Source organism: Flavobacterium petrolei (assembly GCF_003314435.2).
GTDB classification, from domain to species: domain Bacteria; phylum Bacteroidota; class Bacteroidia; order Flavobacteriales; family Flavobacteriaceae; genus Flavobacterium; species Flavobacterium petrolei.
The window spans coordinates 181,383-201,324 of sequence record NZ_QNVY02000003.1 but is presented as its reverse complement, the minus strand read 5'-3'; the positions used below and the strand labels follow the sequence as shown (position 1 = coordinate 201,324).

Annotated in this window: 16 protein-coding genes; 7 read left to right on the top strand and 9 right to left on the bottom strand. The window is 34.7% G+C overall.

Features of this window, described 5'->3' with window-relative positions:
• Positions 1-77: 77 nt before the first annotated feature.
• The 4 genes from DR871_RS10320 (at position 78) to DR871_RS10305 (ending at position 6,007) form a co-directional block, all read left to right on the top strand.
• Positions 78-2,282 carry a B12-binding domain-containing radical SAM protein gene (locus DR871_RS10320; protein WP_113666218.1) on the top strand — a complete coding sequence of 735 codons (2,205 nt, stop codon included), beginning with the start codon at positions 78-80 and terminating at the stop codon, positions 2,280-2,282.
• A 100-nt stretch (positions 2,283-2,382) separates the two neighbouring features.
• Positions 2,383-2,868 (top strand): acetyl-CoA carboxylase biotin carboxyl carrier protein subunit, encoded by a 486-nt coding sequence (locus tag DR871_RS10315; RefSeq protein WP_113666217.1) that lies wholly within the window; start codon positions 2,383-2,385, stop codon positions 2,866-2,868.
• 105 nt (positions 2,869-2,973) lie between these two features.
• Positions 2,974-4,413, top strand: coding sequence for an acetyl-CoA carboxylase biotin carboxylase subunit (accC, locus tag DR871_RS10310; protein ID WP_113666216.1), 1,440 nt, complete (start codon positions 2,974-2,976; stop codon positions 4,411-4,413).
• Between the two features lie 52 nt (positions 4,414-4,465).
• Positions 4,466-6,007, top strand: coding sequence for an acyl-CoA carboxylase subunit beta (locus DR871_RS10305; RefSeq protein ID WP_113666215.1), 1,542 nt, complete (start codon positions 4,466-4,468; stop codon positions 6,005-6,007).
• A gap of 62 nt (positions 6,008-6,069) precedes the next feature.
• Here DR871_RS10305 and DR871_RS10300 read toward each other — a convergent pair whose 3' ends face one another.
• A complete protein-coding gene (locus tag DR871_RS10300) occupies positions 6,070-6,564 on the bottom strand; it encodes a nuclear transport factor 2 family protein (protein ID WP_113666214.1) in 495 nt (164 codons plus the stop codon).
• Between the two features lie 53 nt (positions 6,565-6,617).
• Positions 6,618-7,157, bottom strand: coding sequence for a menaquinone-dependent protoporphyrinogen IX dehydrogenase (hemG, locus tag DR871_RS10295; protein ID WP_113666213.1), 540 nt, complete (start codon positions 7,155-7,157; stop codon positions 6,618-6,620).
• A 591-nt stretch (positions 7,158-7,748) separates the two neighbouring features.
• On the opposite strand from hemG, the gene DR871_RS10290 reads away from it, so the two are divergent.
• Positions 7,749-9,830, top strand: a complete 2,082-nt coding sequence (locus DR871_RS10290; RefSeq protein WP_165355326.1) for an ATP-binding protein — start codon at positions 7,749-7,751, stop codon at positions 9,828-9,830.
• Between the two features lie 136 nt (positions 9,831-9,966).
• Positions 9,967-11,319, top strand: a complete 1,353-nt coding sequence (locus DR871_RS10285; RefSeq protein ID WP_113666211.1) for an NAD-dependent succinate-semialdehyde dehydrogenase — start codon at positions 9,967-9,969, stop codon at positions 11,317-11,319.
• 188 nt (positions 11,320-11,507) lie between these two features.
• Here the strand turns inward: DR871_RS10285 and DR871_RS10280 are convergent, their stop codons facing one another.
• A complete protein-coding gene (locus DR871_RS10280; RefSeq protein WP_129752539.1) occupies positions 11,508-11,987 on the bottom strand; it encodes a hypothetical protein in 480 nt (159 codons plus the stop codon).
• A gap of 79 nt (positions 11,988-12,066) precedes the next feature.
• Positions 12,067-12,372, bottom strand: a complete 306-nt coding sequence (locus DR871_RS10275; protein WP_129752538.1) for a hypothetical protein — start codon at positions 12,370-12,372, stop codon at positions 12,067-12,069.
• 613 nt (positions 12,373-12,985) lie between these two features.
• On the opposite strand from DR871_RS10275, the gene DR871_RS10270 reads away from it, so the two are divergent.
• Positions 12,986-14,035 carry an outer membrane beta-barrel protein gene (locus tag DR871_RS10270; RefSeq protein WP_113666208.1) on the top strand — a complete coding sequence of 350 codons (1,050 nt, stop codon included), beginning with the start codon at positions 12,986-12,988 and terminating at the stop codon, positions 14,033-14,035.
• Positions 14,036-14,228: 193 nt separating this feature from the next.
• On the opposite strand, the gene DR871_RS10265 is transcribed toward DR871_RS10270, so the two are convergent.
• The 5 genes from DR871_RS10265 to DR871_RS10245 all read right to left on the bottom strand — a co-directional run bounded on the left by DR871_RS10265 (position 14,229) and on the right by DR871_RS10245 (position 19,910).
• Entirely contained in the window at positions 14,229-15,131 is a 903-nt protein-coding gene (locus DR871_RS10265; protein ID WP_113666207.1) for an N-acetylmuramoyl-L-alanine amidase, read from the bottom strand.
• 33 nt (positions 15,132-15,164) lie between these two features.
• Positions 15,165-15,641: a hypothetical protein gene (locus DR871_RS10260; RefSeq protein WP_113666206.1), complete on the bottom strand. Its 477-nt coding sequence runs from the start codon at positions 15,639-15,641 to the stop codon at positions 15,165-15,167.
• Positions 15,642-15,681: 40 nt separating this feature from the next.
• Complete coding sequence (gene rimO / locus DR871_RS10255; RefSeq protein WP_113666205.1) at positions 15,682-16,995, bottom strand: 30S ribosomal protein S12 methylthiotransferase RimO; 1,314 nt, start codon at positions 16,993-16,995, stop codon at positions 15,682-15,684.
• Between the two features lie 278 nt (positions 16,996-17,273).
• A complete protein-coding gene (locus DR871_RS10250) occupies positions 17,274-18,860 on the bottom strand; it encodes an OmpP1/FadL family transporter (protein WP_113666204.1) in 1,587 nt (528 codons plus the stop codon).
• A gap of 45 nt (positions 18,861-18,905) precedes the next feature.
• Positions 18,906-19,910, bottom strand: coding sequence for a hypothetical protein (locus DR871_RS10245; RefSeq protein WP_113666203.1), 1,005 nt, complete (start codon positions 19,908-19,910; stop codon positions 18,906-18,908).
• Positions 19,911-19,942 lie beyond the last annotated feature (32 nt).

Genomic DNA, 19,942 nt, shown 5'->3' with positions numbered 1-19,942 from the left:
AATAGAAATGGCATCTCAAAAATCTTTTCCTAAAAAGAACAGAATTATCCCTTATTTTTGCATCAAACTTATTTCTTTTGAAAACCAAATTATTTGTAATCACGCCGCCTTTTACCCAACTGAATACACCGTATCCTGCAACTGCATATATCAAAGGGTTTCTGAATACCAAAAACATTGAGTCTGTTCAAGCAGATTTGGGAATCGAAGTGATTTTGAAATTGTTTTCGAAAGAAGGTTTGCAAAATTTGTTTGAAGTTGGAGGTTTAAAGTTTAAAGTTCCAAATCATACCATTTCAGATAATTCCAAGAGGATTCTCGCCTTGCAAGATGAATACCTTAAAACTATAGATCCTGTTATTGCTTTCCTTCAAGGGAAAAACCCAACATTAGCGCTTCAAATTTGTCAGGAATATTTCTTGCCGGAAGCGTCTCGGTTTGCACAATTGGAAGAATTGGATTGGGCTTTTGGAACTATGGGAACACAGGATAAAGCGAAGCATTTAGCGACTTTGTATCTCGAAGATATTTCTGATTTTATTGTGGAATGTGTCGATTCTAATTTTGGTTTTAGCCGCTATGCAGAACGTTTGGGACGAAGTGCTAATTCTTTTGACGAATTGTACGAAGCCTTACAACAAGAGCCAACGTATATTGATACCATTCTTCTTTCTATTTTAAAAGAACGAATCGAAACCATTCAACCTACATTATTTTTGATTTCAGTTCCGTTTCCGGGGAATTTATATTCTGCTTTTCGTTCTGCGCAATGGGTCAAAAAGTATTATCCGAGCATTAAGATTTCAATGGGAGGTGGTTTTCCAAATACCGAATTGCGTTCGCTTTCGGATGCTCGCGTTTTTGAGTTTTTCGATTTTATTACGTTGGATGATGGCGAAATGCCAATTGAAGAATTAATTTCCAATATTGAAAATAAAGATTATAATTCCTATAAACGAACTTTTCTGCTGGAAGGCACGGAAGTAGTTTATAAAAATAATTCCGTAAAACACGATTATAAACAATCGCAAGTGGGAACTCCCGATTATTCGGATTTGCTTTTGGATAAATACATTTCGGTTATCGAAATTGTGAATCCTATGCACCGAATGTGGAGTGATGGCCGCTGGAACAAACTCACCATGGCGCACGGTTGCTATTGGGGTAAATGTACATTTTGTGATATTTCATTAGATTATATTAAATTGTATGAACCCGTTGCTGCCAATTTATTGTGTGATCGAATGGAAGAAATGATTGCCAAAACAGGCGAGAATGGATTTCATTTTGTAGATGAAGCGGCACCTCCGGCTTTGATGCGCGCTCTAGCTCTCGAAATCCTTCGAAGGAAATTAGCGGTTACTTGGTGGACGAACATTCGATTCGAAAAAAGTTTTACAAAAGATTTGTGTTTGCTTCTAAAAGCTTCCGGTTGTATCGCCGTTTCTGGTGGACTGGAAGTGGCTTCGGATCGCTTATTGAAACTAATTGACAAAGGCGTAACAGTGGAACAAGTTGCAAAAGTTACTCGAAATTTTACCGAAGCAGGCGTAATGATTCATGCGTATTTGATGTACGGTTATCCTACACAAACCATTCAGGAAACGATAGACAGTCTCGAAATGGTGCGTCAATTATTTGAGGTAGGCGTTTTGCAATCCGGATTTTGGCATCAGTTTGCGATGACTGCGCACAGTCCAGTAGGCTTGTATCCAGAGAGATTTGGTGTGATAAAAGAAACCGAAGCAATTGGAACTTTTGCTAATAACGATATTAATTATACCGACTCAACAGGAATCGATCATGATAAATTCAGTTTTGGACTCAAGAAATCCTTGTTCAATTTCATGCACGGAATATGTTTTGATTATGAACTGCAGGATTGGTTCGAATTTAAAATTCCAAAGACTAAAATTTCACCTGATTTTATTTTTGACGCTTTACAAGAAGACGAGGATTTCAACATCAAGCCTACAGCCAAAATCGTTTGGTTAGGTGGAAAACCATTTGTGGAACATTTCACGAAATCCAAAAAAGGAAATTCCTGGGAGATGATGACTTTGACTTTTCATGATAAAAGAGAAAGTTTCAATATTCAAACTAATAAAAATGAAGGAGAATGGTTGGTAGAAATGCTTTTGAAAATCTCCGTTTCTAACGCTAAAATCTCCACTTTTCAGGAAGTTAAAGCTGATTTTGAATCGCATTTAGAAGACTTTGAATTATTTTGGTACTCAAAACCTATTAAAAGTCTTAGAGAGTTTGGATTATTAGTCTTATAAATTTATTTCATATAACTATATCTATTTAGCATAAAATTTAATTTTAGGTTTACGAAAACGTTTTCTTTTACTTATTTTTACGATTCTAAAATAGAAACAAATGAGTATTGGTTATAAAGTTAATGTAAACGACACTTTTCATTTTGATTTGGAAAAGGAAAGTGTTTCACAACTGGATGCAGTGCGTGTGGAAACGAATAAATTCCATGTTTTACACGAAAACACTCCTTTTCAAGCGGAAATCATCGCTTCTGATTTTCTTCAAAAAAACTACACCGTCAAGGTAAACAACAACACGTATACCGTTGCTATTTCAAATCCTTTGGATATTTTAATCAAAGAAATGGGATTCGAAACAGGACTTGCCAAACAAGTCAATTTTATCAAAGCACCTATGCCCGGATTGATTCTGGAAATCAGTGTTGTGGTGGGGCAGGAGGTAAAAGAAAACGATAATTTAATTATTCTGGGAGCGATGAAAATGGAAAATAGTTTCCTTTCTCCGCGCGATGGTATTATCAAATCGATTTCGGTTGCGATGGGAGATGCTGTTGATAAAGGACAGTTGTTAATTGAATTCGAGTAACGAGAAAAAGTAAGAAGTAAGAAGAAAGAACCAAGAAAATAGTTAGATATAATTTATCTTGATTCTATTAGCGAAGCGGTCTCACTTCTTTTATCTATTTAAAATATGAAAAAAATACTAGTTGCCAATAGAGGGGAAATCGCTATCAGGGTGATGAAAACCGCACAAAAAATGGGCATAAAAACCGTAGCAGTGTATTCAACTGCCGACAGAAATGCACCGCACGTAAAATTTGCAGATGAAGCCGTTTGGATTGGAGGCGCCCCTTCGAGTCAATCGTATTTGTTAGGAAGTAAAATCATAGAGGTTGCTAAATCTTTAAACGTGGATGCTATTCATCCCGGTTATGGTTTCCTGAGTGAAAATGCAGATTTTGCTGAAGAAGCCGAAAAAAACAACATCATTTTTATTGGTCCAAAGTCAAAAGCGATAAAAATCATGGGAAGTAAATTAGCGGCGAAAGATGCCGTTAAGCAATACAATATTCCAATGGTTCCCGGTTTTGATGAAGCCATTACGGATGTTGAAAAAGCAAAAGTCATTGCCAAGGAAGTTGGTTTTCCAATACTGATTAAAGCTTCAGCAGGTGGTGGAGGAAAAGGAATGCGTGTGGTAGAAAGCGAAGCTGATTTTGAATCTCAAATGGATCGCGCTATTAGTGAAGCGATTGCTGCTTTCGGAGATGGTTCCGTTTTTATCGAAAAATATGTGGGTTCACCAAGACATATCGAAATCCAAGTTATGGCAGACAGTCACGGTAATGTACTGTATTTATTCGAAAGAGAATGCAGCATCCAGCGTCGTCATCAAAAAGTAATAGAAGAAGCACCTTCTTCGGTTTTAACACCAGAATTACGCAAAAAAATGGGTGAAGCAGCCGTTTTAGTAGCTAAATCCTGTGATTATTTAGGAGCTGGAACTGTAGAGTTTTTATTGGACGAAAATAACAATTTCTACTTCTTAGAAATGAATACGCGTTTGCAGGTGGAACATCCAGTTACGGAATGGATTACCGGTACCGATTTGGTCGAACTCCAAATCAGAGTGGCCAGAGGTGAAGAATTAGCAATTAAACAAGAAGACTTGAAAATAAAAGGACACGCGATGGAATTGCGTGTGTATGCCGAAGATCCTATGAATGATTTCTTGCCTAGTGTGGGTCATTTGGATGTCTATCAATTGCCTGTTGGCGAAGGAATTCGTGTGGATAACGGTTTTGAGCAAGGTATGGATATTCCTATTTATTATGATCCAATGTTGGCCAAATTAATCACATATGGAGAAACTCGCGAGGAAGCGATTCAAATTATGATTAAGGCCATTGAAGATTATCATGTGGAAGGCGTGCAGACAACATTGCCTTTTGGGAAATTTGTTTTTGAACATGAGGCGTTTCGTTCCGGAAAATTTGACACGCATTTTGTAAAGAATTACTACAGTGCCGCAATGTTAAAAAATCAAATAGCGCAAGAAGCCGAAATCGCTGCGAAGGTCGCTTTGAAACAATATTTTGAAGATCAAAAAATCGTACGCTTACTAAATTAAACAATGATTTTAAAAAAAAAATTAGCGGATTAGCGGTTAAAAAAAGAATAGTATGAAAGACAAAATTGATACATTAAATCATAAAATTGCCGAAGCTCATTTAGGTGGAGGTAAAAACAGAATAGCAAAACAACATTCGAATAAAAAACTGACGGCAAGAGAACGTGTCAATTATTTGATGGACGAAGGTTCTTTTGAAGAAATAGGGATGTTGGTGACGCACCGAACATCTGATTTTGGAATGGAAAAAGAACTGTATTACGGGGATGGAGTCATTACCGGATACGGAACCATAAATGGTAGATTGGTTTATATTTTCGCTCAGGATTTTACGGTTTTTGGTGGTTCGTTATCCGAAACTCATGCTGAGAAAATCTGTAAAGTTATGGATATGGCGGTCAAAATGGGAGCGCCCATGATTGGACTGAATGATTCTGGTGGAGCACGTATTCAGGAAGGTGTTCGTTCTTTGGGTGGTTATGCTGATATTTTTTACAGAAACGTACAAGCCAGCGGTGTGATTCCGCAAATCTCTGCTGTTATGGGACCCTGTGCCGGTGGTGCCGTGTATTCTCCAGCCATGACTGATTTTACCATGATGGTTGAAGATACCAGTTATATGTTCGTTACGGGTCCGAATGTGGTGAAAACCGTAACCAATGAAACCGTGACTTCGGAGGAATTGGGTGGTGCAAGTTCGCATTCCACTAAATCGGGTGTGGCGCATATTACTTCTACCAATGATGTGGAGTGTCTGGAAGATTTGAAACGCTTGTTGAGCTATTTGCCACAGAGTAACAAAGAAAAAGCACATAATTTACCTTATGAACTGAATGACGAAGTTCGTACCAAATTAGCGACTATTATTCCTGATAATCCCAACAAACCTTATGATATGCATGAGGTGATTGGTGGAATTATTGACGAGGATTCCTTTTATGAAATTCATAAAAATTATGCCGAAAATATCCTTGTGGGTTTTGCTCGATTGGGAGGAAAAAGCATTGGAATTATAGCCAACCAACCGATGATTTTAGCTGGATGTCTGGATGTGAACAGTTCGAAAAAAGCGGCAAGATTTACCCGTTTTTGCGATTGTTTTAATATTCCGTTATTAGTTTTGGTGGATGTACCGGGATTTTTGCCGGGAACCGATCAAGAGTGGAATGGGATTATCGTTCACGGTGCAAAATTGTTATATGCTTTAAGCGAAGCAACAGTTCCGAGAGTAACTGTAATTACGCGTAAAGCTTATGGTGGTGCGTATGATGTAATGAACTCGAAACACATTGGTGCCGACATGAATTTTGCGTGGCCAACTGCCGAAATTGCAGTGATGGGAGCCAAAGGTGCCTCAGAAATTATCTTTAAAAAAGAAATTAGCGAAGCCGAAGATCATGAAGCAAAACTCTTAGAAAAGGAAGCGGAATATGCTGATTTGTTTGCGAATCCGTACACTGCAGCACAACGTGGTTTTGTAGATGAGGTAATCTTACCGCAAGACACCCGACGCAAATTGATAAAAGCGTTTAGTATGCTCGAAAATAAAGAGAGCATTACTCCTAATAGAAAACACGGAAATATTCCTTTGTAGCATTTTATAAGAATTGAAAAACCACCTGCTGCAGGTGGTTTTTTTGTGTATTGCAATGCCTATTAATGCAAACTAACCACTTTTGTGATAGTCCAGATATTATTATTGTTTTTCCAAAAAATGATAAATTTACTGGGATGAGATGGTGTGTTTTCTTTCTCAGTATTATTATGAAATTTATGAAGCCCCATTTCTATTGCACCAAAATCTTTAACGGGATAAACCTCAATACTTCCTTTTACTAATTCCCGGGTTACTTTACCACAGATGTTGTTTCTAGTACCCTCGATTAAGTCTTGCTTAACAGTCATTAAGCCTCCTTTATCATGGTAAAATTCAATATTATCTGAATAAATGGCTGCTTGTTTGTTTAAATCACAAGTATTGTATGCGTAGAAAAAAGTACTGTCCATGGCAACTATAGTGTTGTATAATTCCTGATTGTCTGGAACGTATTTGTATTCCGGTTCTTTTGAAGCTTTTGCTTGAGCGAAACATACTGAATAAGTAATTGTCAATATTAGGACTAAAAAAAGGGAGTAGCGATTTTTTCTCATAATGTTATTGTTAACACTGAATAAAAGTTTATTTAATAGCTAAAATATATAAATTATGACTTGTTAGATATTTTATTTGAAAATTCATTTACAAATTTTGTCACTTCATCCCAATCAGTATATTCATAATCCTGTGAGGTATCCGTTGCGCCGCCTTCTTTTTTAGAAATCAATTTCATGATAAGACGTTTGAAATAATCATATTCAGTGTATTTCAAGGCGCCTGCAACTTGGGAAGTCATCAAAGGCTTCCAGCCGGTTTGTTCCAGAAAATGAGTTGTTATTTTTTGAACTTCTCGTTGTTCATCCTCAAGACCAGATGCCGCAGCAAGGGATACTGAGAAAAAAGCACTTGGCATTTGATTTAAATGAGCAACATGTTTTTTAATATAATGCTTGACGGATGATTGGTATTTGTGCATGTGTATGGAAGAACCAATTAAAACTGCATCGTATCCATTTGTTGACGGTGTTTCGGCGGTTGTATCAGCTATTGTTATCTGATGTCCCGCATTATGTAATATAGCTTCCATGAAATGTGCAATTTTGCGGGTTTGCCCTTCTGTAGTACCATAAAGAATAAGTATTTTCATGATTTTTGTTTTTAAATTAAATAGAATTAATACCAATAATTAAACATATAACAATTTGATTTAAAGGTAAATGTGTTTTTTTTGGACGATTAAATTTATAAATTAAATTTCGAATAATTACTAATTTTAAATTAAATCGGAGATGCTAAAACGAACTTCCAAAAGCAGGAAACGATTTAATGATTTTGTTTGCATGTGCTTTTAAATCTTCAGTTTAGTGTTGGTAAGAGAAATGCTTTTTCTTGATTTTGGAATAATTATCAATTGGAATTGAGGTTGAAAGGAAACAAAGTTTAAAAAACAAACAATGCGATAAAAACTTCAATGCCCGCTACTAAGTAAATCTTGAAGTAAAGTATAGCCAAATTACGTTATGGAATATTTTATCTGAATAATTAATCGTGCTGGTGATAAACTACATTTGTTTGAACGGTTGGCTTTTTTTATGATAAAAAAGTTTATCTTGCGCCTGCAAAAAAAAGTGACATATCCTACAAAATTATGTGTAAGGTTTTTAGAATCTATTTTTGACTTGTACTAATTTTTATGAACAGATTGTGTAGCCTAAATACTTATTTTAAATTATTGTTGTTGATTGCTTCAACGACTGTTTTCTTTTTTTTACTATACACGTCACTCTATATTTATACCCTTAAGGAAGAAGAGCGCTTTTATAAAACTACCTATGAGCAATATGATAGAGAAATAAGATCGTTATTTAGGCTTAACTCTAAAACACCTACAGCAACAATTATCGATGTTACGTTTTGGGATGCACTAGTCAATTTTACAAAATCTAAGGATGAAAACTGGTACAATCATTTTATAGCAAGTGAATTTGAATCCTATGAAATGGATTATATAGGAATTTATGATTTGGACCGGAATTTAATAAATAAGACCACATCAAGCAGGATTAAAAGTTTTGATTTTATTCCAAAAGAGATGATGGCCGTACTTTATAAATCTAAACTTAAAAAATTTTATTTGAAAATTCCTGAAGGTATCGTTGAGGTTTTTGCCGCAACAATTCATCCTTCGGGAGATCCAAAAAAACGTAAAACAAAACCATCAGGCTATTTCTTTATGGCCAGACTTTTAGATGAAACTTTTTCGTCTTCATTAGGTAATATCAGCAGCTCTAAAGTTAAATTGATTGCTGCTGATTATGTGGTGAATCCCGAGGTTGATTTTGTTGTTGTACTTTTGGATTTAAAAGATTGGAAAAATAAAGTGGTAAGTAAATTCCTTTTTAAAAGACCCTTTAATTTAAATTATAACAAAACAAAAGAAATTCTTTTTATAGTTGTTGTGGCCTCGATAATAAACATGCTTATTTTTATTTATTACACTAAAAAATGGGTTTACAATCCTTTAAAGTTAATCAAGAATATCTTGGAAACTGGAAATGTTGAGTCGATAAATAGTTTAAGAAAATCCAAAGGGGAGTTTGGTTATATTGGAAATCTTTTTGAAGAAAATAATAACCAAAGGCAGCAATTAGAAATCGCCAAGCAAAAAGCAGAGGAAAGTGATACGTTAAAATCATCATTCTTAGCTAATTTATCGCATGAAATCAGAACTCCTATGAATGCCATTATGGGTTTTAGTGATTTATTGACGGATGCTAATCTGACAGAAAATGAGAAAGCCGAATATTTGAAAATCATCAGAAATAGCGGAAGTAGTTTGGTTTCAATAATTGAGGATTTAATTGAAATGTCCAGAATTGATGCTAAGCAAATCACGCCAAATTACAAAGGCTTAGAATTAGAAAAATGTATGGCCGATTTGCATAAGTCTATTAAAATAACGATTCCAAAAGAAAAAGAAATTGAGTTTTTTGTAGTAGAAAGTGCAGATAAAAACCCAAAAAACATCTTAACTGATGAAACAAAACTGAAACAGATTATTGTAAATTTAGTAACAAACGCAGTAAAATTTACCGAAAAAGGTTTCGTGTCTTTTGGATATGAAATAAATAAAGAAAAAGAAGTTGTAGTCTTTACGATTCAAGATTCTGGTTTAGGAATTAGCCAGGATTACTCAAAAGTTATCTTTGACAGATTCAGAAGAATTGAAGATAACGCGAGTACCGAAATGAAAGGATTAGGACTTGGTTTGTCCATTACTAAGGCATATGTTGAAATGTTGGGCGGAGAAATAAGTGTAAAATCGACTATGGGGATTGGATCTATTTTTACATTTACTATACCCTTAAAGTATGATCAAACTGTAGTAAAAAGTACGCCAAGAAAAAAAATATCTTTTTCTGGGAATTATGAGAATAAAATTATTTTGATAGCAGAAGATGATAATATCAATTTCTTGTTGTTAAAGAAAATTATTGAATCAAAAAACCACACTGTTTTACGAGCATTTAACGGTCAGGAAGCTGTTACTATATGTGCTGAAAATCCGGATATTAGTTTAGTTTTTATGGATATAAAAATGCCGGTCTTAAACGGTTTTGAAGCATTTGCACAGATAAAAGTATTTAAACCAGAACTTCCCGTTATTGCTCAAACGGCTTATTCATCCTTTGAAGACAGAGAGCGAATCATGCAATTTGGTTTTATGGACTACATTACGAAACCATTGGATAAAGAAAAAATATTCGAATTGTTGGACATTATCTTTATGGAAATCAATTCATCAAATTTAAAACAATAAGTACTTAAGATTCTTGATTTACGTACTTTTGCTTATCTTTTTAGTTTCTTCTTTTAAATTAAAAAAGTTAACTGTTACCTCATTGATTACTGGATTTCTAATACCTAAGTCGTAAAGAATTTAAAATATAAATACCATGATATTTAAATCGATAAATCCATTTTCACAAGAAGTGATTGCAGAGCATGAAGTATTAACGAATGCGCAATTGAATCAAAAATTGCAATTATCAGAAAATGCTTTTAAAAACTGGAGCAAAACTTCTTTCCAAGAAAGAGCAGACAAGATGCTTAAACTAGCTAATATTCTCCGTGTAAACAAGGAGAAATTTGGATTGCTGATTACAAATGAAATGGGTAAGATTATCTCTGAAAGTATAGCAGAAGTCGAAAAATCAGCAGGAAATTGTGATTTTTATGCTGAGCATGCAGCGGAAATGTTGAAAGACGAATATTACGATACTTCTTTCAAAAGCATGTCGGTTTATGATCCGATGGGAGCTGTTTTTGCCATTATGCCTTGGAATTATCCTTTCTGGCAAGTGTTACGATATGCCGCTCCGGCAATTATGGCGGGCAATGTGACGCTTTTAAAGCATGCGCCAAATGTTATAGGCTGTGCCAAAGCAATAGAAAGTGCTTTTTTAGAAGCTGGTTTTCCCGAAGGTGTTTTCCAAGAAATTACTATTGATATTCCTCAAGTAGAAAGTGTCATCGCTTTGAATAGTGTTTGTGGTATCACTTTGACAGGAAGTGAATTGGCAGGGTCATCTGTGGCTGCATTAGCAGGAAAGCATATCAAGAAATCGGTTATGGAATTAGGCGGTTCAGATGCTTTTATAGTTTTGAATGATGCTGATCTTGAAAAAGCCGCAACTGTAGCTACACAATCCAGGATGTTGAACGCAGGTCAAGCTTGTATTTGTGCCAAACGTTTTATCGTTACTGAAAAAGTTGCGGATGAATTCGCTGCTCTTTTTATGCAAAAAGTACAATTGCTGCAACAAGGAAATCCCTTACAGCAAGGAATTCAAATGGGACCATTAGCACGATTGGACTTAGCAGAAAAATTGGAAGCTCAATTGGCAAAATCACTGCAACAAGGAGCGAAACTACTTGTAGGCGGAGAGCGGGAGAATTGTAATTTCCAACCCACATTAATTGATTTTGTGGATTCAAATAATGTTGCGTTCCAGGAAGAAACTTTTGGACCATTAGCTACTATTATTAGAGCGAAAGATGCAAATGACGCAGTCGCTATTGCTAATAATCACAGGTATGGTTTGGCCGCGGCAATCTGGACCGAAGACCGTGAAAATGCGTATCAACTGTCGCGGGAAATTGAAGCGGGAAATGTATTCGTAAATTCTTTGGTACGTTCAGATTCCAGAGTTCCTTTTGGAGGAATAAAAAAATCAGGTTATGGAAGAGAACTAGGTGCAATAGGAATCAAAGAATTTATGAATATGAAATCCTTAGTTATCGAATAAACGATTATCGGTAACAGGAACAAGACTATTTCAATACAGATTTGGTCTAGAATACAAGTGTTTAGGATGTCTTATAAATAAAGAATCGAGAACAGGATTTGTAATTGTAACAAATCTGTTCTCGATTTTTTTATTGAATAACTACATATTAATGGCAGTTGCCAATAGGTAGCTATTATTTTGTTCTACTAATAGGTATATAATATAGCTTTTAAATCTTTCGGATTATTGGAAATAATTACGATAAATGGAGATTCTTTTAGTGCAGCATTCTCCTTCAATCGTTTTTCACCGCTATCTGAAAATGATAAAGGTGATTCTCCTTTTAATCCACCGTAAAAGCTCGTGATTATTCCAGATTCTGTCAATCCTTCAGTTTGATGTTTCTCTAGCACAACAACCTTTTTATAGTCAGATTTTCCATTCAGTTGAATTTTTTCAGATAGGATTGCAGAAGCACTTTTTGATTTTTCATTCAGCTGTGACACGGCATATTGACTGATTGTTTTTTCTTCAGCACTTTGCGGTAAAGTGTAATACACTATATTATTTTCTTTTTTAATAAAGTTTACATCCATCGTTTCGCCATTATGTTTGACTATTTGATGTGTTTGAGCAAGTAAAGACGTAGTAAATAAAAATGTGAACGCTATAAATAAATTTTTCATGTGTGTATAATTAGGAGTTTCTATGCCTCTATTTTTGGATTGGAACATAGATTAATAATGTTTTAATAAAAAAATGGGTTTAAGCTTGTTCTGGTGGTGGAGTCAGATTCTGTAAAACAAACTCTTTGATTTGAAACGAATCGAGAGAATTGATTTTTCTACTCTCAAAAGAATCGTATTCAAAACAATTTATACTTTCAATTGAAGCAAGAAAGAGGGTTTTAGATTTACTCTCTAAGGTATTCTCTTCTGCATTTTTTTCGGTTTGTTCGTATAAATCCTGATTATTTTCATTTGAAAGCATGGATAATTTATCGCTTAACCAAAGGCAGGAAAAAGCGACAAATAATAGCAAAACGGAAAACTTAATTAGTAATCGAATCATCTCATAAATTTAATGAAAAAGGATTTTTTATGCTATTAAAATTTTCATAAAAAAACAGAGAAATAAGCGGGATCTAACCTGATGGAATCACAGTTTAATTATTGGTTTAATGAGTTTAAATTTTAGTACAATTGAATCAATTTATGAAATCTTAATCTAATGTTTTTATATAAATATCGTTTTCGTGTTTTTGATTAGTAAAAAAAATACACCCCTATTTTTAAGGGGTATGTTGTTTTATTTTATTTAAATATTTGATATTTACATGTGTATTTTAATTAAGCTTAATAATTATTTATAAAAAATTAGGGTGTTTATCTAAAATTGTGATTATTGAATTTTTAAAATAGTTCTTTATAAATATGGAATATCCATTTTTTTTTGTTCATTTTTCGTTATTGATAATTCTTCTCAAATCAAGGTAAAAAAGTTGTAAATAGTAATTTTAGTGAAATAAAAGTTAATAAATTCGCCTCAGATAAAAGGAAATTTCAGGTCTAAAAAGGTGTTAAAAAACATTTTTTTCTTAAAATACCGAGTTCCTGAATTTCAAAATAGTATTAACCAAAGCCAAAAAATTACCAACTAGATTACTAACTAAATCCAACTAAAGATGAAAAACCAATTAGCAGCCATAGCATTATTGCTAACTACAACTTTAACATTTGCACAAGAAACAACACCGGCACCTGCTACTACTTTTGCGGGATCAGCAGATGCTTATTACAAATATGATTTTTCCGGAATAGATAATAGCTTAACCAGTTTTACAAATTCTCATAATTCATTTGAATTGGGAATGGCTTCCATTGAAGCTTCTCATAAAATGGGGAAAGCTTCTGTTTTTGTTGATTTGGGTTTTGGTAGCAGAGCCGCTCAATTTACGTATAATGACGATTCGACTACTTTTATGATTAAGCAATTGAATTTTACCTATGAGTTCTCAGACAAATTCAAAGTAACTGCAGGAAGTTTTGGAACACACATTGGATATGAATTGTTGGACGCAGTTGATAATAAAAACTACAGTATGTCCTATGCGTTTACTTACGGACCATTTTTTAATACGGGTGTAAAAGCACAGTATACAGCGGGAAAGGTCAGTTTTATGGCTGGAGTTTCAAACCCAACTGATTTCAAAACTGCTATAGAGGCTGGTTCTTCTCAGAAAACTTTCATTGGACAAATTGCCTTTTTAGGAGATACAGGAAGTGCTTATTTTAATGTGACTTCAGGTAGCAGCAACCCATCTTCTGATGAAAATAAAACGCAGTTTGACTTCGTTGGAACAAAAAAACTGAGTGATGCCTTTTCATTAGGATTTAATGGAACGTACGCAATGACTAACAATGATTTTGATAGTGCCTTAGATGGTGAATGGTTCTCTTTAGTTGGATACGCAAATTTAGCATTGAAAGAATCATTGAGTTTGGCTTACAGATTAGAATATTTGGATGCTAAAGAAGCTACAGCGGGTCTTGGTGTACTAGCAGGAACAAGTGTGGTAGGGAATACTTTATCATTAAATTATAAAGTAGGAAACCTAACTATTATTCCTGAATTTCGTGTAGACACAGCATCTCAAGATATCTTTTCGAATAGTGATGCTGCTCCAAAAGGTGTTACCGCTTATGCTTTATTGGCAACAACCTATTCTTTCTAATTCCTCAATAATATTTTTTTTTTTTTGCTGCCAAGATACTCTAAAGTATTTTGGCAGTTTTTTTTATTAAGTTTTCGCTGCGGAAACCATTTGCAATAGGGTATTGACTACGTTTGATGTGACATTATTGCAAAAGAAAACGGTTTTTTGAATGATTCAAAAAACCGTTTTTATAGTTTGATTGTACTAATAATTATTGTTTTTTATAAATAGAATAAATAGTGTTTATTGTTTTTTCATCTAAAAGATCGTTGACTTCAGTTTGAATAAAATGGAGTTTGAAAGCCATAATTGCCGCTGGTAAATTTTTTGTGTCATATCCTATGATTCGCAATCCTTGTTCTACATTAAAATCAGCAGGAGCTGTTTCTAAATATTCATCAGGCCAAATTCCAAATCCTTTCTCCGCAAGAATTTTCCATGGAAATAATGCGCTAGGGTCTTTTTTTCTGGTTGGAGCAATATCCGCGTGACCAATGATATTTTGTGCTGGTATATTATAATCCTTTTTCAGTTTAGTCAAAAGCGCCAATAAACTATTAATTTGCGCTTCAGAAAACAGCTCAGTTCCGTTGTTATCCAGTTCGATTCCTATTGATGTGGAATTAATATCAGTATTTTTTCCCCAAGAACCATTTCCTGCGTGCCAAGCTCTAAGATAATCATTCAACATTTGAACCACTTTACCATCGTCCGAAATGACATAATGAGAACTAACTTGAGCCTCTATCTTTGTAAACGTTTTTATAGTTTGTTGTAATGAATCTTGTGCGGTATGGTGGATAATAATGAAATTGGGTTTTCTCAAATTAAAATTTACAGTTCCAATCCATTCCGTATTAATTCCATTTTCTAGTGGTGTTGAACCCATTTTGAATATTGTGTCTTTATACGTGTGCAATTGTTTGGTGTATAAAGTGTCAACATTTATTATTACTCGAGGGATAATCGGTAGTGGTTGTGATTCCTTTTTAGAAATAGTTTCTTTAAGCGTTTTTAGTTTAGAGTCGTAGATTTTCTCACTCTTTTTGTGAGGATTCGTGGCGCATGAAGTGATTACAACAGCAAAAATTAAATAGTAAAAAATTTTTCTCATGTTGGGAATTAATTTTTGTGTTTAACAAAAAAATTATTGTTTAGCTTTCTTTTTAGCTTTCGATTTTTTTGGATTTTTTGCTTCTTCATTCATTGCAGTATATTTTTCCTTCTGGTCTTTATTAAGCAATTCCATTATTTTTCTGTCTGTAACTTCTGATAGCGCTTGAATGTTTTTTATTTTATCTTCTTGGCTAACTTCCGCTTTTATGAGCATGCCTTGTGTTTTTATGCTCTCCATCAGAATATTCGAGATCGCAATTTCCTGAAGTGCATCTAGGGTGAGTTCCGGTTTTATTTTTTCTATAATTTTTCCAACGGTAACTTCAACGGGAATTTCTTTTGGTTTGTCCTGAGCTCTGGACTGATCCATTCCGCTATTCATTCGGCGATTACTCCCGTAATTATTTCCGTAACCATTTCCATATCCACCATTCCCGTATTGTGCGGAAATAATATTCGTCGATAATAGTACAAATGCGAAAATTAGTAAAGATTGAATTAGTCTCATAAATAGCGTTTTAAAATGAATAAAAAATCGTTCCCAAAAATTATGCTGGTTCTCCGTACAAGTCGAATTCTGTTGCTTCAATGATTTTTATCATTACAAACTCACCCGTTTTTACGTAATGTTTGGTCGCGTCAATAAGGACTTCATTGTCAACATCAGGACTGTCAAATTCAGTTCTTCCTACAAAATGGCCACCTTCTTTTCTGTCGATGATGCATCTAAATGTTTGTCCAACTTTTTCTTGGTTCAAATCCCAAGAAATTTGGGATTGTAATTCCATGATTTCATTAGCGCGCTCTTGTTTTACAGTGTCTGGAACGTCATCTTCAAGTAAGTAAGCATGCGTATTTTCTTCATGTGAATAAGCAAAACAACCCATTCTGTCAAACTTCATTTCCTGAACAAAGTCTTTTAATATGTTGAAATCCTCTTGAGTTTCTCCAGGATATCCTACGATTAACGTAGTACGAATAGCCATTCCTGGAACTGCCGCACGGAAGTCTTTTAATAATTTTGTTGTTTTTTCTTGAGTGGTTCCACGACGCATTGATTTCAAAATAGAATCTGAAATGTGTTGCAACGGAATATCAATATAATTACAAATTTTAGGCTCGCGTTTCATTATTTCTAATACTTCCATTGGGAAACCGGTAGGAAAGGCATAATGTAAACGAATCCATTCGATTCCTTCTACTTTTACCAAAGCTTCCAGTAATTCTCCGAGAGCTCTTTTCTTGTAAATATCTAAACCATAATAGGTCAAATCCTGAGCAATTAAAATTAATTCTTTCACCCCATTTTTGGCTAAACCTTCCGATTCTTTCACCAATTTTTCAATGGTTTGCGAAACGTTTTTTCCGCGCATCAATGGAATCGCGCAAAAGCTGCACGGTCTGTCACAACCTTCAGAAATTTTTAAATACGCATAATTTTTTGGGGTAGTAGTCAAACGTTCTCCCAATAATTCATGTTTATAATCTGCACCTAATGCTTTTAATAATTGTGGTAACTCAGTAGTTCCAAAAAACTGGTCTACATTAGGAATTTCCTTTTCTAAATCTGGACGGTAACGTTCTGAAAGACATCCGGTAACAAACACTTTGTCGACCAATCCTCTTTCTTTCTTGTCAGCATATTCCAATATCATATTCACTGATTCTGCTTTAGCATTGTCAATGAATCCGCAGGTGTTTATAACAATAATATTGCCTTCTTCGGCTTCTGGAGCTTCATGTTGTACGTCTTTGCCACTGGCGCGAAGCTGGCCCATAAGCACTTCACTATCATACACATTTTTCGAACACCCAAGAGTGATTACGTTAATTTTATTTTTCTTTAAAGACTTAGTTCTCATAACAGTATAATCCCGATATTTTGGGAATTTTGCAAAATTACAATTTTTTATTCAAACTTTCCCGATACTTTTCGGTATTGTTTGGGCTTCCTGCCGATGTTCTTTTGGAGCTGCTCCTGCTATACGCTACAAACAAAGTTCACTGAACTCCCACAAAAATTACTGCTCGGTGAAGTAATCTCCCGAAAAAAATCAGGAGGATTTTCACTGTTATCAGGGCTAAAAAAAATCCGTTTCATAATCACGAAACGGACTCTAAATTTTATTTTTTGGTAAAATTACAATTCAAATAAAAGGGATAAAGACACTGTATTATTAATAGCATCGATACTCGCTCCGTCCGTAAATCCTCGGTTAAAAAATCCTTGTTGAGAATTTCTTTTAGCATAAGAATATGCTAAATCTACTTTGGTTGAACCAAAACTATATCCTAAACCAGCTGAATATCCAGTCAAATCGCCTATTGTTACGCTATTTTTATAAGGACTTTGTTCATAACGATATCCTGCTCTTAAGCTCAAAGCCTCTATTTTATATTCAGCGCCTATTCTTAATTCTCCAGTTGTATCTAATATTGAATTGATGTCTCTATTTAAATCATTAAAATACGAATCATTTTCAGGTTTGAATTTAGTGTTGCTATAGTCTTTAAGAGCATAATCAACACTTATTAATCCAGATTTTCCAAAAACGTAAGCGAAACTTCCGGTTAACTTACTTGGAGTTTGTAATGTGTAAGCTTCGTAAACATTTATAAACTGTGGGTCTACCTCGTCAGGGGCTAATTCTCCGCCAGTATTAGCACTTACGGCAATAAGACTTTGTGATAACTCGTCAGTTAGTTTATACCAAGTTGAAGATTCATAGGCTAATCCCAAACGAACTTCATTCGTCAATTTTGCAATAGCTCCTACTTGGAACGAGAATCCAGTTCCGTATGTGTTTAAGTCATTATTGAATTGCAATCTTGAAACGGTGTAATTATTAGTTAATGGCGCATTATTATCTTCGTAAAAACTGGACGATTTTTGATAATCAGTAAAATGCGAATTTAAGTTTAATCCAACGTATAGTTTGTCTTTGTAAGAGGTTGCTGCATTAAAAGAAAGTTTTCCGTTGTATCCTGTGCTGTAAACAGAGTTTTCCTGATAATAGTTTCCACCAGAAGGAACATTTGTTATGTATAGACTGTTTGGGTCATTTATATCAGCGGCATCGATTATAAAACCTTGATTATAAAATGCTATCATTGCTTGCTGTGCAGCAAAACCGTTTAAATTAGGAAACTGTCTGTTTGGGAGATTACGCCCTAGAAAGGAATACAATGTGGAAATGCTTTCTCCTTGTTCTCTATTCACAAACTGTTGCGGAACGGGAGCTCCATTATTTCCAGTATTAGCATAACTCAAAAAATATTGATCTATAGAATTGTTTGGATTGGTTCCTGCTGAAAATAATCCATTATCAAAATTGTTGGTATTTTCATAATTTATACCCATTGAAACTTTTGTCCAATTGCTATTCGTATTTCTGTTGTTGAACACAAAAATAGCTCCGGCTTGGTTCAAATCGAAAGAATTGGTTTTCTCGGATGAGTTAGTCCCAAAGTAATTCGAATTATTTTTAATGTCGTTATTACTTAGAGTAATCGCCATTTGGTTATTACTAAAAATAGCTGAACCGGCAGGATTTACATTAATAGAAGACAAATCACCACCAAGTGCACCAAATGCACCACTCATTGCTCTAAAGCGGGCAGTTCCGTTCAAATTATCTTGTGAATAACGCATCGCATCAGAGATTTCTTGTGATTGCGCAACACTTGCTGTCAAGCCTAATGCTAATAAAAAAATATATTTTTTCATGTATTTCGAAGGTTTTAATGTGTTATGTAAGTAAAACGAATCGGATTATCCTCTCCCGCCTCTTCCGCCACCGCCAGTCGATCTTCCGCCTCCACCGCCACCAGAATTACTGGATCTTGAACTGCTGTTTGAGCTTGGACTGTATGATCTGGAATTGCTATCATTTCTGGTAGCAGGAGTGTAAGACCTTGTAGGAGTATTGTTTTGATTGCGAACACCATTTGTGTTGTCTCTTCTACTTGGATTATTGTAAGAATTATTTTGTGATTGTCCTTGATTTCGTGAAAAAGTTGGACTGGTCTGATTCATGCGATTAGAAGTTCCTCTTCCAAAATTAGTATTATTGTTTCTATAATCGGAATTTACAGCTCTCCTGTTGACTGATGAATTAATGTTACGGTTGTAATTGGAGGCATTGCGATTAGAATTTACAGTATTTGCGTTATACGATCCTCTTCTGCCTGCATTATTTGTGTATACTCTATTGTTGTAATAATTGGAATATCCCCAGTTATTCCATCCCCAATTGTTACCATAATAATTATTCCATCCCCAGTTATTCCATCCGAAACCAATGTTATTCCCCCAGCCAAAACCGCCGTTCCAACCCCAATTGTTTCCGTACCAGTTGTTCATTCCCCAACCGAAACCGCCATTCCATCCCCAGTTGTTGCCGTACCAATTGTTCATTCCCCATCCATTATCATAAACGTTTATGCTTACGGTTTGAGGATTACTTCCCCATCCGGGATAGTTGTTGTAGTCTAGACTGTCGTTTTCTATATTATAATCATTGTAGTTGTCTACATCTGTAAAAATTTCTACCGGTTGATTGTTGTTTTGCAAAGACCCAAAGTAATCTTTATATTGATTATTTGGATCATTTTGCGTCTCTACTTCTACAGCTCTTCTTGGGGCGTTACCATAAATTCCATCGGAATCATAGTAAGAGCTGTTTTGGTAGGAGCCACAAGATGTCAACAAGATGCTCAAAAATCCAACGAAGTAATATATTGTTGGGTTTGGGAAGGAAAGAGTACTAGTTTTCATATATATGGAGTTTTTATTGTTGCACATTACAA